Annotated in this window: 15 protein-coding genes; 11 read left to right on the top strand and 4 right to left on the bottom strand. The window is 48.4% G+C overall.

What is annotated here, in order from left to right:
* Positions 1-104 precede the first annotated feature (104 nt).
* On the bottom strand, positions 105-434 hold the full coding sequence (locus GO009_RS16295) for a YnfA family protein (RefSeq protein WP_163627748.1): 330 nt from the start codon (positions 432-434) through the stop codon (positions 105-107).
* On the bottom strand, positions 434-883 hold the full coding sequence (locus tag GO009_RS16290) for a hypothetical protein (RefSeq protein WP_163627746.1): 450 nt from the start codon (positions 881-883) through the stop codon (positions 434-436). Before GO009_RS16290 ends, GO009_RS16295 begins: the two co-directional genes overlap by 1 nt.
* 63 nt (positions 884-946) lie before the next feature.
* Here GO009_RS16290 and GO009_RS16285 point away from each other — a divergent pair, with 63 nt between their 5' ends.
* Both GO009_RS16285 and GO009_RS16280 read left to right on the top strand, forming a co-directional pair.
* On the top strand, positions 947-1,366 hold the full coding sequence (locus GO009_RS16285) for a MerR family transcriptional regulator (RefSeq protein ID WP_163627744.1): 420 nt from the start codon (positions 947-949) through the stop codon (positions 1,364-1,366).
* A gap of 309 nt (positions 1,367-1,675) precedes the next feature.
* Positions 1,676-3,439 carry a ParB/RepB/Spo0J family partition protein gene (locus tag GO009_RS16280; protein WP_163627742.1) on the top strand — a complete coding sequence of 588 codons (1,764 nt, stop codon included), beginning with the start codon at positions 1,676-1,678 and terminating at the stop codon, positions 3,437-3,439.
* Positions 3,440-3,512: 73 nt separating this feature from the next.
* Here GO009_RS16280 and GO009_RS16275 read toward each other — a convergent pair whose 3' ends face one another.
* A complete protein-coding gene (locus tag GO009_RS16275; protein WP_163627740.1) occupies positions 3,513-4,268 on the bottom strand; it encodes an SOS response-associated peptidase in 756 nt (251 codons plus the stop codon).
* A 119-nt stretch (positions 4,269-4,387) separates the two neighbouring features.
* On the opposite strand from GO009_RS16275, the gene dinB reads away from it, so the two are divergent.
* The 3 genes from dinB to GO009_RS16260 all read left to right on the top strand — a co-directional run bounded on the left by dinB (position 4,388) and on the right by GO009_RS16260 (position 9,325).
* The gene (gene dinB / locus GO009_RS16270; RefSeq protein ID WP_163627739.1) at positions 4,388-5,602 is read left to right on the top strand and encodes a DNA polymerase IV; all 1,215 of its coding nucleotides are present in this window, start codon (positions 4,388-4,390) and stop codon (positions 5,600-5,602) included.
* On the top strand, positions 5,602-8,583 hold the full coding sequence (locus tag GO009_RS16265; RefSeq protein WP_163627737.1) for a DNA polymerase III subunit alpha: 2,982 nt from the start codon (positions 5,602-5,604) through the stop codon (positions 8,581-8,583). Before dinB ends, GO009_RS16265 begins: the two co-directional genes overlap by 1 nt.
* 181 nt (positions 8,584-8,764) lie before the next feature.
* Positions 8,765-9,325: a hypothetical protein gene (locus GO009_RS16260; RefSeq protein WP_163627735.1), complete on the top strand. Its 561-nt coding sequence runs from the start codon at positions 8,765-8,767 to the stop codon at positions 9,323-9,325.
* Between the two features lie 262 nt (positions 9,326-9,587).
* On the opposite strand, the gene GO009_RS16255 is transcribed toward GO009_RS16260, so the two are convergent.
* The gene (locus GO009_RS16255; protein WP_163627733.1) at positions 9,588-9,743 is read right to left on the bottom strand and encodes a hypothetical protein; all 156 of its coding nucleotides are present in this window, start codon (positions 9,741-9,743) and stop codon (positions 9,588-9,590) included.
* A 215-nt stretch (positions 9,744-9,958) separates the two neighbouring features.
* Between GO009_RS16255 and GO009_RS16250 the strand changes: the two genes are divergently transcribed.
* The 6 genes from GO009_RS16250 to GO009_RS16225 form a co-directional block, all read left to right on the top strand.
* Entirely contained in the window at positions 9,959-10,300 is a 342-nt protein-coding gene (locus GO009_RS16250; protein ID WP_163627731.1) for a single-stranded DNA-binding protein, read from the top strand.
* 62 nt (positions 10,301-10,362) lie between these two features.
* Complete coding sequence (locus tag GO009_RS16245) at positions 10,363-10,812, top strand: JAB domain-containing protein (protein WP_163627729.1); 450 nt, start codon at positions 10,363-10,365, stop codon at positions 10,810-10,812.
* A gap of 141 nt (positions 10,813-10,953) precedes the next feature.
* The gene (locus GO009_RS16240; RefSeq protein ID WP_163627727.1) at positions 10,954-11,151 is read left to right on the top strand and encodes a hypothetical protein; all 198 of its coding nucleotides are present in this window, start codon (positions 10,954-10,956) and stop codon (positions 11,149-11,151) included.
* Between the two features lie 410 nt (positions 11,152-11,561).
* Positions 11,562-12,146 (top strand): BfmA/BtgA family mobilization protein, encoded by a 585-nt coding sequence (locus GO009_RS16235; protein WP_163627726.1) that lies wholly within the window; start codon positions 11,562-11,564, stop codon positions 12,144-12,146.
* A gap of 2 nt (positions 12,147-12,148) precedes the next feature.
* Positions 12,149-13,168, top strand: coding sequence for a MobB family relaxase (gene mobB / locus GO009_RS16230; protein WP_163627725.1), 1,020 nt, complete (start codon positions 12,149-12,151; stop codon positions 13,166-13,168).
* A gap of 12 nt (positions 13,169-13,180) precedes the next feature.
* Positions 13,181-14,405, top strand: a 1,225-nt coding sequence (locus tag GO009_RS16225; protein WP_163627724.1) for a type IV secretory system conjugative DNA transfer family protein, incomplete at its 3' end; no start/stop codon positions are given.

Below are 14,405 nucleotides of genomic sequence, written 5' to 3'. Positions count from 1 at the left end.
AGTATACAAACTGTTCGACGGGTAAAGGATGCTATAGGGCCATTGTACCAAGTCCATTTTGCTATACAACAGGTGGGTGTTATATGCATGTCCCTAATTTCCTTTCAATTTCTCGGCGCATAGTAAATTATGCAAACACCCAATAAAGCGATCAAGGCACCGACAATATCATACTTGTCAGGGGTGTAATTGTCAAACTTCATTGACCATAGGATCGACATCACAATGAATATTCCGCCGTAAGTTGCATAGACCCGTGCAAAATTGGAGGTCTGCCAAGTTGCCACAACACCATAAAAAGCAAGTGCAAGTCCGCCCAAAAGGCCGAACCACCAAGGTCTATCCTCCCGCAACCATAGCCAAATGAGATAACCGCCCCCTATTTCGCAAAGCCCTGCAAGAATGAAAACAGGGATCGATCTTACCACTTCCATTACAGTCCGAGTTCTGAATGAACATAGTCTTTCGCACCTTCCGGTCCCGTCAGTTCCAGCCAAGCTTCGCTTTTGTCCCCACTGATGGAAAGGCCAAAAATGAAAAAAGAACAGCACGCCCTTTCCGTCTTAATGAACTCGGAGAGTTGGTCAAGTACCTTGTCGGTTCCTGGAAACTGGTAAGCGTAGCCATCTTCCAATTCTTTTTTCATGAGCACTTGTTCTTTCAAGTCCTTCAGTACGGTTTCCTTTCGTTGTAGTAGTTCGGGTGTGGTCAGTTTACAGGAAAGTTCTTTCGTTCTGTTCCTTGCTTTGATTTTTTTCATGTCAATTGATTTATTTCCCCCGTCGGCCATTGCCGGTGGTTTTGGGGACGATTTTTTTTCTGGATTGTTGCAACCTGTCAAAGTCAGGGCTGCTGAAAGCAGTAGCATGGGTATTGGTTTCATTCCTATTTTTTTAAGGTATCTTTACAAATATAGACCGTGGAGTATAGTCAACGGTCAAGGGAAATGTGGATTTTATTTTTAAAAATTATGCAAATTGGCCAATTATCCAAGAAAACAGGGCTTTCCCGTGATACCATACGCTTTTATGAAAAGAAGGGCTTGATACCGACAGCCCTTAAACAAAATGAATTCAACAGTTATAAGAATTATTCCCATGAAACCTTGGAAAAACTTCTCATCATCAAGAAAATGAAAGGCTTTGGGTTTACCTTAAATGAGATTTCCGACTTTTTGGGGCTAATGGAATTCAATACAGCTTCGTGTGAAAATGTATCACAAAAAATGCTTGAAAAAGTCAGGTTGATCGATAAAAAAATGAAAGAGCTGAATGAAATGAAGAGCCTGATCATTGGAAGTCTGGATTCCTGTGCGCCAGAAGAAAGCAAATCGACAAGCTGTCCCTTGGTCTCAGTGAATTTTTAGTTGAACGCTCAATTTTTCAAGCTTGCATATAACTTCTAACGGAACCCTGTTCGGTTGATATTCTCCATTTGGTGGTACACGTTTTAATGATCCTCTAGCCCATCAATCCGATTAAAGATGCCCTGCATTAAAAATTATTTAACACTATCAATCTTCTTCGAAAGGTAAGCCCGCAAACTGTTTGCCGGACAAGGGACGGCATAAAGCCGTTCCCCACGGTCACTTTTTATTCCGTTTCCTTGCCGCGCCAAAAATTTGTCTTGCGCTTGGTGCCATGCTCAAATATTGTTTAACATAAATCCAATGATCATGGAAACAAAAACAAAACAAAAGCAGACCAAGAAAGCCACCGCAACCAAACAGGAAACCGTCCTACAGGTGCAGTACCTGGACATCAATTCGATCATTCCCGACCCCTTACAGCCCCGAAAGACCTTTGACGATAGCAGTTTGAAACAACTGGCCGATAGCATTGCCGAACACGGGGTATTGCAGCCCATCACGGTCAGAACCTCCAACAAGGGTTACATCATCGTCATGGGCGAAAGACGGTACCGTGCCAGTAAACTGGCGGAACAAAAGACCATTCCCGCCATCGTTCGGGACTTTGTAAATAACGATGTGCTGGAGGTACAGATCATCGAGAACCTACAGCGAAGGGATGTGGAACCCACGGAAGAGGCTGAGGCCATTGCCTATCTAACGGACAGGTACAGCCCAGAGGATATAGCAAAACGTCTGGGACGCACCGAGAACTTCGTAAGGCAACGGTTGAAATTGGCAGGATTGATCGAAGGCTTCAAGGCATACGTTAGGAGCGGGGAGATGACCATCGGTCTGGGAACGGCCGTGGCGCTTTTTGAACCCGAAGAGCAGCAGATGCTATTGGAAAGTCTGGAGGGTGAATTCAGTGCCCACAGGGTAAAACGGATGGTGGACGGGCATACCTTTGACCTTACCAAAGCCCCGTTCGACCTATCGGACAGGACATTGCTCCCCAAGGCAGGGGCCTGTACCGTCTGTCCGTTCAATGCCGCGAACCAGGGTAACCTTTTTGGTAACGGCAAGATGGTCTGTACGAAAACGGCCTGTTTTGTGAACAAAAAGGCCAAGACCCTGATGAACCTTATCAAAAACTGTAAAAAGACCGGGATGCTATTGGTGCCCAAGATATCCCGTTACTGGATGGACGAGGAGCGAAACCAGTTGATTATGGCCCAGATGGAAAAGCAGGGACTTAAGGTGCAATTGCCGGACGAACTGCATATCATCGAGAAGCCCATCAAACCCACATTGGAATCCATTAAGGAAGAGTTCGGCCATTGCGATTATAGCGATGAAGAACTCAAGGAAGAATTGGATGAAGCCCTAAAATCCTACGAGGAAGACAGGAAACTATACGATGGAGCGGTTGATAATGGGTTTCAAAAGGGCGTATTGTTCCATACGGACTCTTACAGGTCTGAAGAGATTTTCGTAAAGGTCAGGGAAACCAATATGTCGGAAGACGATGTGCGGAGTACACCCTTGGAAAAACGAAAGATGTCTGAATGTTCCCCCGAGGAACAGATCATCAAGATCAATGCCCGTGAAGAGCGCAAAAAACAGATAGAACACAACCGGCAGTTCAAGGAAGTGGTGGAGATGGTACGCGGTACGGATTACATCAACACCAAGGAGGAACTGTCCGTGGACGAAATGGTGGCCTTTTCCATCTCCCTGTATGAGAACAATGTGGGCTATTACAACCAGTTGGACCATTTTCCGGGATTCTTCGGGGATACGCCCGACAAGACCCGTGAAGATATCGTTGCCCAGTTCAGGAAGACCTTCAAAAAGGAGACCCTCAACAAACTGGTACGGTTCCTGTTGACCCAACAGGTACATCTTGGAGAAAATAACCATGTGAACAACCTGACCAACTGTTCTTTTTACATTGCCATGCAGACATACCATAAGGACGACATTGTCCAAATAGAAAAATCCTATGACATGGCACGCAAAAAACGTGAGAAACGGTTAAAGGAACGGGTCAAGGCCTTGGAACAACAGGTCGAGGCCACCAAGGATTAGATGACCAAGATATAGGATAATGAAAGGGTTCGGGAAACCGAACCCTTCTTTTTTTATCGCTGTCCAACGGGATTCAATAGTCAATGGATACCTCAGGGTAGTCCACCTTATTTATGATTTCGGGATAATTGGAATCGATAGTCCTACTGTATAGGTCCTTGGTCACCGGATGGGCCTCCAGTTCCCCTTCCCAGAGATCATCATCAATGAGATCTTGAACGTCCGATTCATTGTTGCCATTATGTAACCAAGCATCCAAGTTTTCGTCATCCATGATGACGGGTCGCCTTTTTTTTTCATTGTGGATTTCCTCGAACATAGGGGTGGCGTCCTTGGTGAGGACGGAAAAGGTCCTTCGCCCATCGGCGGTGTTGGTGTAGATGCCGGCAAGATATATGGGATCACCATTTTTACGTCTGAAATAGAAAGGGACCTTAAAATCCTTGCCCTTGACCTTCACCTTGGTGTTGTGGGGCTCAAAGAACCCGTCCACGGGAATGATGCAGCGTTGGTTCTCCCAACAGTACCGGTATACAAAATGGTCAAAGAGCTTTTCGGATTTTGCATTAAGCCCACCAAAGGTCTTCGGGTTCTTGAAATACTCTGTATAATTTTCCTGCTTTTCTTTTGAGGGCATGATACCCCACATCGCAGGGAGCAGGTTGTTGGGCTCTTCTTGGCCCAAGGTCCACATCACGGGATGGCTCCAGCCGTTGGCATGGAAATAAATGAGTTCAAGGTCGGTGTCAATGTCACCGTACATGGCCTTGACGGAGAGCAATTTCTCCAGTTCTTTCCGTTCCCGGGTCTGTCTGGTAGAGTAGCACATCTTGAGGTTGAATTATGCCGTATTAAGATAGTCATAATTGTTAAAGTTTTGAAATGGACCATCCCTTTTTATACATTTGGATTTTTTCCCATAAATTGGAATAAATCCATAATGTAATTATGAAGCCCACCATTCTCCATCTCGATCTTGACACTTTTTTTGTCTCTTGTGAGCGGCTGCTGGACAGCCGTCTGATGAAGCGGCCCCTCTTGGTCGGTGGGTTGGGGGACCGTGGGGTGGTCGCGGCCTGTAGTTATGAGACCCGGCGCTTTGGGGTGCACTCGGGGATGTCCATGAAGGTAGCCCGAAGATTGTGTCCGGAGGCCACGGTCATCAAGGGCAATGCGGGGACCTATATGAAGTTTTCCGATACTGTGACCGATGTCATCAAGGAGAGTGTCCCGGTCTTTGAAAAGGCCAGTGTGGATGAGTTTTATGCCGACCTATCGGGGATGGACCGCTTTTTTGGCTGCTATAAGTACGCCTCGGAAATGCGGCAACGGATCTTGAAAGAGACCGGATTGCCCATTTCCTTTGGACTGTCCCGGAACAAGGTGGTCTCCAAAGTGGCCACTGGGGAGGCCAAGCCCAACAACCAGATGAAAATCGACCTTGGACTGGAAAGGGAATTTCTGGCCCCTTTGCACATCCGTAAACTGCCTTCGGTGGGGGAGAAGACCTACGGGCTGCTGTCCAATATGGGGGTGACCACCATCCGGACGGTACAGGAACTGCCCTTGGAACTATTGGAAAGTGCTTTTGGGTTGCACGGGCGGACCATCTGGATGCGGGCACAGGGGCTGGACAATTCCCCCTTGGTCCCATTTCATGAACGAAAGTCCATATCCACGGAACGGACCTATGGGAAGGATACCACCGATATGGTCAAATTGGAGACCACTTTGTTCGCCATGGCGGAGAACCTGGCCTATCAACTGCGCCGGGCCAACAAGATGACGGGCTGTGTGGGCGTCAAGATCCGGTACAGTGATTTCAAGACCTATACCAAGCAGAAACGGATTCCCTATACGTCTGCGGACCACATTTTAGTGCCCTTGGTAAAGGAACTATTTACTTCCCTCTATGACCGGAGGATGCTCATCCGACTCGTGGGGGTCAACTACAGCCATATCGTTGGTGGGCATTATCAGATCGACCTGTTCGCCGATGATGAAAAACTGCTCAACCTCTACCAGGCCATGGACCGGGTACGGAACCGCTTTGGGGAATCCAGTTTGATGCGGGCCTCGGCCATGGGTGCCCATAGCATAGGAAGGGGAGGCAATCCCTTTGACGGACAACCACCCATTTTATTGGCCCATAGACAGCAATAATGTACCTGAACTGCCATACATACTATTCCCTGAATTACGGGGTGCTCTCCGAAACGGAGCTTTTGGACCTGGCCCGTTCCCATGGGGTGGAAGTGCTGGCCCTGACCGATATCAACAACAGCTCGGCCGGGATGAACTTTGTGCGCTTGGCCAAGGAACAGGGCATACGTCCCATTCTGGGGATCGATTTTCGGAACGGGAACGTGCAGGAGTTCGTGGGCCTGGCCCAGAACAATGAGGGGTTTCGCGAGATCAACGCCTTTCTTTCCGAGCATCTTCATAAGGGAACGCCGATTCCCTCCGTGGCCCCAGTATTTGGGAATGTCCATGTCATCTACCCCTTCGAGAAGGTACAGGAAGAGGAACGGACGGATTTTAAGGCCTATGAATATATTGGGGTCTCGATTGAAGAGCTCCGGAAACTACGGTTCTCCCGGTATCGGGATTATACCGACAGATTGGTGCTATTGCAGCCCGTGAGCTTTCGCAGCAAAAAGGATTTCAATACGCATCGATTGCTTCGGGCCATAGGCTTGAACACGCTGCTGAGCAAGTTGTCCCAATCCGAGGAGGGCAAGGCCACCGATACCCTGCGGCCCATGGACGAACTGAAAAAAGCTTTGGTTGATGTGCCCCATATCTGGGAAAACACCCAGCGGTTGATGGATTCCTGTTCCATTGCCTTTGGGTTTGGAAGTGAGCGGGTCTCCCAGAACCAGTCCCGTTATCTGGACTCCAAGGAGGATGATGTGCTGCGGTTGCGGGAACTGGCCATGGAAGGGTTGTCCAAACGGTATGTCCATCCCACGGAAAAGGTCAGGGAACGTATGTTCAGGGAACTGAAGACCATCGAGGAGCTGGATTTTGTGTCCTACTTTTTGATCAACCACGATATCATCTCCTATGCGAGGTCCAAGGGATACCCATACGTGGGGAGGGGAAGTGGGGCCAACAGTCTGGTGGCCTACCTGATCGGGATCACCGATGTGGATCCCATTGAACTGGACCTGTATTTCGAACGGTTCATCAACCCCTTTCGGGCCTCGCCCCCGGATTTTGACATTGATTTTTCCACCTGGGACCGGGACGATGTCACGGCCTATATTTTTGAACGCTTCGAGCATGTCGCCCTTTTGGGCACCTACAACACCTTTAAGTACCGGGCCGCCGTTCGGGAGCTGTGCAAGGTGTTCGGCCTGCCCACCGAGGAGATCGATAAGCTCAGTGCAGGACGGTACGAACAGGGAACCTTGGATGAACTGTCCCGATTGGTGCTGAAATACGCTACCTATATCCATGGGATGCCCAATTATATCAGTGTGCATTCCTCGGGGATACTGATCCTGGACCGTTCCGAACATTGTTATTCGGCCACGACCTTGCCACCGAAAGGCTTCCCTACGGTGCAGTTCGACATGATCATTGCCGAGGATGTGGGCCTGTTCAAGTTCGATATTTTGGGACAACGGGGATTGGCCAAGATCAAGGAGGCGGTGGAGGTCATCAAGGGCAACCAACCCGATGCCGTGCTTTGGGACATCAAAAGCGTGGAGGCGATGAAACGGGATGCCAACATCAACGGGCTGTTGAGCCAAGGGAGGGCGATAGGGGCCTACTATGTGGAATCCCCTGCCATGCGGGGGCTGATGAAGAAACTGCGGACCCACGACTATTTGGGACTGGTGGCGGCCAGTTCCGTGATCCGTCCCGGGGTGTCCTCCTCAGGGATGAAGGATGAATACATCCGTAGGGAAAGGGAACCGGAACGCCGCAAGGAGGCCAATCCCATTCTGTTGGAGATTATGCCAGAGACCCATGGGATCATGGTCTACCAAGAGGATGTGCTGAAAGTGGCCCACTTCTTTGCAGGACTGGACCTAGGGGAGGCCGATGTCCTGCGAAGGGGGATGAGCGGAAAATTCCGCTCCCGGGAGGAATTCCAGGCAGTGAAATTGAAGTTTTTTGAAAACTGTAAGCAGAGGGGGCATGATGCCGCCCTGACCCAAATGGTCTGGGAACAGATCGAGAGTTTTGCGGGCTATGCCTTTGCCAAGGGGCATTCGGCTTCCTATGCCGTGGAAAGCTACCAGAGCCTTTACCTGAAATGTTATTTCCCCTTGGAGTTTATGGTGGCCGTGCTCAACAATGGGGGAGGGTTCTATGATACGGAACTCTATGTGCACGAGACCAAGATGTGGGGAGGCATTATCCATCCGCCCTGTATCAACCGTAGTGACCATGTCAATGCAATCTATGGCAAGCACATCTATTTGGGACTGGGACAGCTCCGGAGTTTGGAACGTTTGGTCATCCAACGCATTTTGAACGAAAGGCAGCTCTATGGGAAGTTCAGGGATTTTGATGATTTTATTGATAGGGTTCCCATTGCCATCGAACAGTTGACCATCTTGGTGCGTATCGATGCCTTTCGTGTCTTTGGGGTGCCCAAGAAACAAATACTTTGGCAGGCCGTGTTCAAGACCAAGGCCCATCGAAAGGATACGGTCCAGAAACTTCTGTTCAAACCCAACCACAGGCATTTTACATTGCCGCATCTACCTTCCCATCCTGTTGAGGATGCCTATGACCAAATGGAACTTCTGGGTTTTCCGTTATGTGGGTATTATGAACTCATGGAGGGCAAGGTGAAGAGTAGGTTGACCGCCGGTGATTTTGAGGCCCATGTCAACCAAAAGATATGGATCTATGGGTCCATGGTCCATACCCGATTGAATACCACATCCAAAGGGGATACCATGCGCTTTACCACCATGCTCGATCTGGAAGGTCACTTTTTTGATTGTGTGCACTTTCCCCAAACGATGGTATCCACGCCCATTCATGGAAAGGGCATCTATCTCTGCCACGGAACGGTTACCGAAGAGTTCGGGCATTATAGCCTGGAGGTAGTTGCCACCATCAAGCAACCCTTGAAACCCGACCCGAGGCAGGTAGGAACTGGTGCACTGATGGCCAAATAAAAGCATGTTGGAACGTATTCCGACCAATACTGCCCAAAGATAAACCCGGGAAAATATTTCTTGGACAAGGGACGGCATAAAGCCGTTGCCGATGTCACTTTTTATTCCGTTTCCTTCCCACTCCAAAATGTTCCCTTGCGTTTGCTGGTCTGCCACTATTGTTCAATTTAAAACACAGATCATGGAAAAACAAAACGTAGTGCAACTGGATTTTCGCTTTGAACTGGAGCCAACAAAAACACCAACTCAAAACACTTGTCGCAAGTCCCTTAAAAAGGCTAAATCCGATTTTGTCATGGACTTTATGGACCTACTGCAAAGTCCCATCATTGTATATTCTTCACAATGGGAGGATACCGTTCCCAAAGATCTTTTGGGGAACATTACCATGGCCCGTCTATTGACCCAGATGCAAGGTGAACACATGGCTTCCTTGACAGAGGTTGTGGCCTACATGATGCCCAGGACCTATGAGGCACCCATGCCCAATGAATGGGCGAACATCTATACCTGGTGTGGGCTCCAGTATGCCAAGACCTTCAACAAAACGGGACAGATCGAGGCCATGGAAGAAGTAGCTCCCCAACAACTGTCCGAATATGAGATGGGTCTTTTGAAACAATTGAGGCTCTGGATCTATGAGAAACGACGACAGGCCCTAAGGGACAAAATGAAAACTTCAAAGCTTCCAGATGCCAAACCTTCCCCGAACGATCAGAGGGAGCTGTTCCAGAAAGACTAAAAGGAAACCAAGTTATAGGATTGTACAAGTATTTTTGACTTAGTACTATCGCAATAGTTGATGTATTATCATTTGGCCAATATGGAAGTCGTCCATACGGATTTTCGGTGTGTCCTTCCTTTGCAAACCCTTCTTGGGGTTTTGCTGTGCAAGGCCACAAATCCGTCTGTCCACCCATCAAATTTTAAGGGTCCCATAATAAAAGAAGCCCTGGTTGTTTTTCGGGTCGTCGAAAAACAGGGCAGGGCCCAGGGACTTCCAATCAGGACACCATCGCCTGCACTCGCTCAACTTCCCGTACACTCCCTTGCCAATGGGTCTGAAGGAATTCCCAAGGGCCCTTATCGAACCTGTCAAGGCCAGGCCCTGTTTTGTCCACAAATAGGGTTTCCACTTCCTTGAAAACCTTGCCCGCCATCGGCGGTCAGGGTTTTGCTACGTCTCGGAGCCTCCCGATTTCCGCCCAAAAGCCTTGACAGAACCCCCTTCTTTTATGGTGCTGCGCACGTAAGAAGCAAACAAACGCCCCTTAAAATTTGGGAAACAAAATCCAAAAAAATAGAGGGGATTTATTAACCCTGTTTGCTGATCTATCCAATAAAGGAAGACGGCAGACCTTTAAAACTTTTTATCATGAGTACATTGAGAAACAAAGTGCAGTTGATCGGAAATGTGGGACAAGATCCCACCATCACAGACCTTGACAAAGGGAAACGTGTGGCAAGGTTCACCATGGCCACCAATGAACATTACAAGAACTCCGAAGGGGAACGGGTGACCAATACCGAATGGCACACCGTGATCGGATGGGGGAAACTCGCCGACATCATCGAAGGATTTGTGACCAAGGGCAAGGAAATTGCCATCGAAGGGAAATTGACCACCCGATCCTATGAGGACAAAGAGGGCAATAAAAAGTATGTCACCGAAGTAGTGGCCAGTGAGATTCTATTGTTGGGCGGTAACAATGATTGATGGAATAGGGGAGTCCAAATTCTTGGGCACCCCTTTTTTATCCATCCTTAAAAACACATGAAATGGAACACCGTGTCAATGAAATACAGATCAGTTATCGGGAAAAGCTCAGTACCCTGAAATCCCTTTCCGTGACCAACTCCAATGAGGTAGCGGAACTGTTGTTCCAAAATTGGGACAATCAGACCATAGGCCTGAACGAGACCTTTAAAATCGTGCTGCTCAACCAGTCCAACAAGGTCAAGGGCATCTATCCGCTTTCCCATGGGGGCATCACGGGAACCTTGGTGGATGTGCGCATCCTTTTTGCCATTACGCTAAAGACTCTTTCCGTTGGGATTATACTCGCCCATAACCATCCCTCGGGACAACTCAAGGCCAGTTATCAGGACAAACAATTGACCCAAAAGATCAAAGCGGCGGCACAGCTTTTTGATGTCAAGATTTTGGATCATATCATCCTTGCCCCTGATGGACGATACTACAGTTTTGCGGATAATGGGATCTTATAGAAATAATACCATGGAAGCGAATACAGATATGACCGATCTTGAAATAGGGTCGGAACTGAAACATGACCTTGGGGATTATCCCGATGGTTTTGACCCTATCCTTTATGATTTGTGAGCAATAAATTTCTTTAACATTGAATTATGGTCTATTTGAATTTTACAAACCTCGATAGCGAAACCCAGGAACGCTTGCTTTCCGTATCCAAAGAAGATGTGGAAAGTCGTTCCGGGACCGAATTGCTCCAATTTGCCAAAACCCATGACAAGGACTATGATGTCCTATTGGAAGAGGAAGCTATGCGAAATCTATACAATTATGATTTTGTATTCAATATGTAAACCACAAAACACACCATCGAAGCCCATCCATTATGATGGGCTTTTTTTATGGGTTCATGGTTGGTTTTTCTATCTTTAAAGGGTTGGTTTTCAACAGCATTTTAAGTACGGAACGTATTTTGATCTGCCTTGGCGGAATGGTTTGACTTTCCTTATGTCCGTACCCATCGATTTGACTTTCAACGAACAGGCAACTGACCCTTGGGTCATGTTGTGCGATACGATTTTGTCCCGCAGGGACAAATCGGAGAAGCAAGAGGGTAGCACGCTCGCGCGTCCTACCGATCATAGTTGCTGCGCAAGGCCCCCTGTTTTTGGGGGTTTTCGGAATCAAGAAAAATAAGCGTTCGGCAGTTTTTTACTAAAAAAGGCCTCTGGCCCAATAAAATCAGGTCGTTTTTTACAAAAAAATGGATAAAGGATACGAAAAGGAAGGGTTTACAACTCTGGGCATTAAAAACTCAGTAGTGGTAAAATTTAGACGGTTTTCCAAGCTTTTTGGAAAATCCCAATCCCTAACCCTTTTGGCCATGATGGACTTTTTTGAACGACATGGAATCTCCCCGGACCAACACCTGGGGGAGACCATGGCCAGTATGAAGCACTACATAAGTCGGCGCTTCAATGCCATGATCGCCATCATGCGCAGCATCGAAAAGGAACAGACCCTGCCCACCGTTGGGATGATGCAGGCGCTCTTTGAGCAGGAGCTGGCATCCGAGGATGAGGAATGGGACAGCGATTTTGATTTTATCGAACAGCAATTGACCGAGGCCAAGCCACCCAAGGAGACTGAAGCTTTTGATGGAGAGGTCACCGTGCCCAAGATCCGTTATGACCGACTGGAGGAACAAATGGAGGAGCTCAAGGAGGATTTTAAATACGTGCTAGACCATGTGAGCGTGTTCCATAACCGCTTTGGCAAGGACCACCTCAAATTGGACTTGAACCCCGAGGCCATCGAAAAATACCGCATAAAACTTAAAAAGCAATAAGTATGTACATCGCCATCACACGCCAACAACTGGGGGACAATTTTAAGGGCAGTGCCCGGGATTTTGTCAATTATCTCGGAAAGGAGAACGAAGGAAAGGAACCGGAACAGCAGGAGGGGTATTTTAACCAGGAAGAGAACAACATCGATGCGGAGCGGGTCATTGCCGAGATCGACGCCAATACGGCAAAGCTCAAGAAACGGGAGCCCAAGTTCTATTCCCTGGTGGTGAGTCCCTCCCAAAGGGAACTCCAGCATATCGGAAACGACCCCGAGAAACTGAGGCAATATGCTCGGCAGGTCATGCAGGCCTATGCGGCCTCCTTTTACCGGGACCGCGAAGTGACCGTCAAGGAAATCCTCTATTTTGCTAAATTGGAACGGGAACGCACCTATTCCGAAAAGGACCGCGAGGTCAAGGAGAACCAGGCCCATGCCAGCAAGATCTTGGAACTGCAACACCGGGTCAGGGCCATCCAAGAAGGACAGGAGCAAGGGGAAATTACCAAGCTCCGGGAACAGATCAATGCCCTTGAAAGAGAGGCCCCACACCAACTCAACGGGAAGCGCATCGTTCCGGGGATGGCCAAGGAGGGCCACCAAAGCCATATCCATATCATCGTGAGCCGAATGGACAGGACCAATACCCATAGCCTTTCCCCAGGGTCCAAGTTCCGAACTTCCGAGACCACCCTTCATGGACAGAACGTCAAACAGGGCTTTGATCGGGATAAGTTCTATCGGGCAGCGGAAAAGACTTTTGACAAACAGTTCGGGTACAAAAGAAATTTTGTGGAGACCTATCATGCCCGCAACCTCTTGGACAAGGATCCCAAACGCTTCTTTTCCGCATTATTGGGACTGCCAACGAATGAACGGCAAGCGGCCAAACAATTGTTGTTCAAGGCGGGCATCAACGTTCCCACTATTCCCGCCAATAAGGCGCAATTGGCCTATAAGGCGATGATGCAGCTCAAAAAAGGGATTGGAAAGGCCTTGGAATCGGGGTCGATCGGAATTTAAAACAGTATTGCTATGGAAAATTTAGGATGGATTGAAATTGTTTTTTGTTTGTTGTTTGGGGGAGGATTATCCTACGCGGCTATTCGGTATCTCAAAAACGGATTTATTTACTTTATAACGGGTCTTATGGTACTCGTTTTGTCCATAGGATGGATGAAGGGTTGGGATGTACTTTTGGAGCAGTCGATGACCTTATGGCTCCCCTTGTTTTTTGTGCATACCGTCATTTATGGGCTGGTGGATTATTATAAGAATTTGGACAAACCTTCCAAAGTGTTCGAGGTCAAATTAAAAGTCCGCGGAAGGCCTTTGGTGCTGGGCAATATCCGCAGGGGCGTGTCCGTGATGGCCTCCGCAGGGAGCGGGAAGACCGAAAGCGTCATCTATGGCTTTTTGGAGCATTTTAAAAGAGAGGGTTTCTCTGGGGTCATCCACGATTACAAGGATTTTGAGATCACGGAAATGGCCTGCCCCCTCTGGAAAGATCAAAAGGTACCCTTTCACATCGTGTCCTTTGGGCCGATCTACCATCGGGTGAATCCCATCGCACCCCGTTACCTGCCCGATGAGGAGAGTGTCCATGAGGTGTCCCGGGTACTTTTGGAGAATTTGATGGAACACCGGGACTCCGATGAAAACAGTACCTCCCGTTTTTTTAAGGATGCAGCGGAAGGACTGATAAGTGGACTGATCTGGCGGCTCAAGACCGAATACCCCGATTTTTGTACGCTGCCCCATGTGATGGCCCTCTACCAACAATTGGGCACCAAAAGCCTGATCAGGTTTTTAAGGGAGAACCTTACCTCACGTGCCATGGCCGATGCCTTTATCAGTGGGGTGGGGTCGGAGCGGCAGACCGCTGGTGTGATGAGTACCTTGGCGAATGCCATCAAAAAGATCAGTACCCGAAAGATTTTTATGGTCCTGTCCGCCGATGAGATTCCATTGGACATCAATAATGCCGAGAATCCCTCGGTCATTGCCCTGGTGAACAATCCGCAAAAAGATGCTTCCCTGTCCCCGGTGATCGCCACCATTATGCATACCATTTCCAAACAGATGTCAAGAAGAAACCGCAAACCTTCCTTCATGCTGTTGGAAGAGGCCTCTACCTTACGGTTGTTGAACATGCACCGGATTCCGGCCACACTTCGGAGCTATGATATTGTGAGCGTTTATGTGTTGCAGGATAAGGTGCAAAATGATATGATGTACGGGGAGAAGGCCAGCAAGGCTA

Source organism: Allomuricauda sp. TY007, assembly GCF_010468565.1.
Lineage (GTDB): Bacteria > Bacteroidota > Bacteroidia > Flavobacteriales > Flavobacteriaceae > Flagellimonas.
The sequence above is the reverse complement of the archived record's forward strand: the minus strand, read 5'-3'. Positions and strand labels throughout refer to the sequence as shown.

Coding starts and splice junctions, on each gene's coding strand:
- GO009_RS16290 (WP_163627746.1), bottom strand. CDS start 883: ATGAAACCAATACCCATGCTACTGCTTTCAGCAGCCCTGACTTTGACA.
- GO009_RS16265 (WP_163627737.1), top strand. CDS start 5,602: ATGTACCTGAACTGCCATACATACTATTCCCTGAATTACGGGGTGCTC.
- GO009_RS16275 (WP_163627740.1), bottom strand. CDS start 4,268: ATGTGCTACTCTACCAGACAGACCCGGGAACGGAAAGAACTGGAGAAA.
- dinB (WP_163627739.1), top strand. CDS start 4,388: ATGAAGCCCACCATTCTCCATCTCGATCTTGACACTTTTTTTGTCTCT.
- GO009_RS16285 (WP_163627744.1), top strand. CDS start 947: ATGTGGATTTTATTTTTAAAAATTATGCAAATTGGCCAATTATCCAAG.
- GO009_RS16295 (WP_163627748.1), bottom strand. CDS start 434: ATGGAAGTGGTAAGATCGATCCCTGTTTTCATTCTTGCAGGGCTTTGC.
- GO009_RS16245 (WP_163627729.1), top strand. CDS start 10,363: ATGGAACACCGTGTCAATGAAATACAGATCAGTTATCGGGAAAAGCTC.
- GO009_RS16255 (WP_163627733.1), bottom strand. CDS start 9,743: ATGGCGGGCAAGGTTTTCAAGGAAGTGGAAACCCTATTTGTGGACAAA.
- mobB (WP_163627725.1), top strand. CDS start 12,149: ATGTACATCGCCATCACACGCCAACAACTGGGGGACAATTTTAAGGGC.
- GO009_RS16250 (WP_163627731.1), top strand. CDS start 9,959: ATGAGTACATTGAGAAACAAAGTGCAGTTGATCGGAAATGTGGGACAA.
- GO009_RS16280 (WP_163627742.1), top strand. CDS start 1,676: ATGGAAACAAAAACAAAACAAAAGCAGACCAAGAAAGCCACCGCAACC.
- GO009_RS16240 (WP_163627727.1), top strand. CDS start 10,954: ATGGTCTATTTGAATTTTACAAACCTCGATAGCGAAACCCAGGAACGC.
- GO009_RS16260 (WP_163627735.1), top strand. CDS start 8,765: ATGGAAAAACAAAACGTAGTGCAACTGGATTTTCGCTTTGAACTGGAG.
- GO009_RS16235 (WP_163627726.1), top strand. CDS start 11,562: ATGGATAAAGGATACGAAAAGGAAGGGTTTACAACTCTGGGCATTAAA.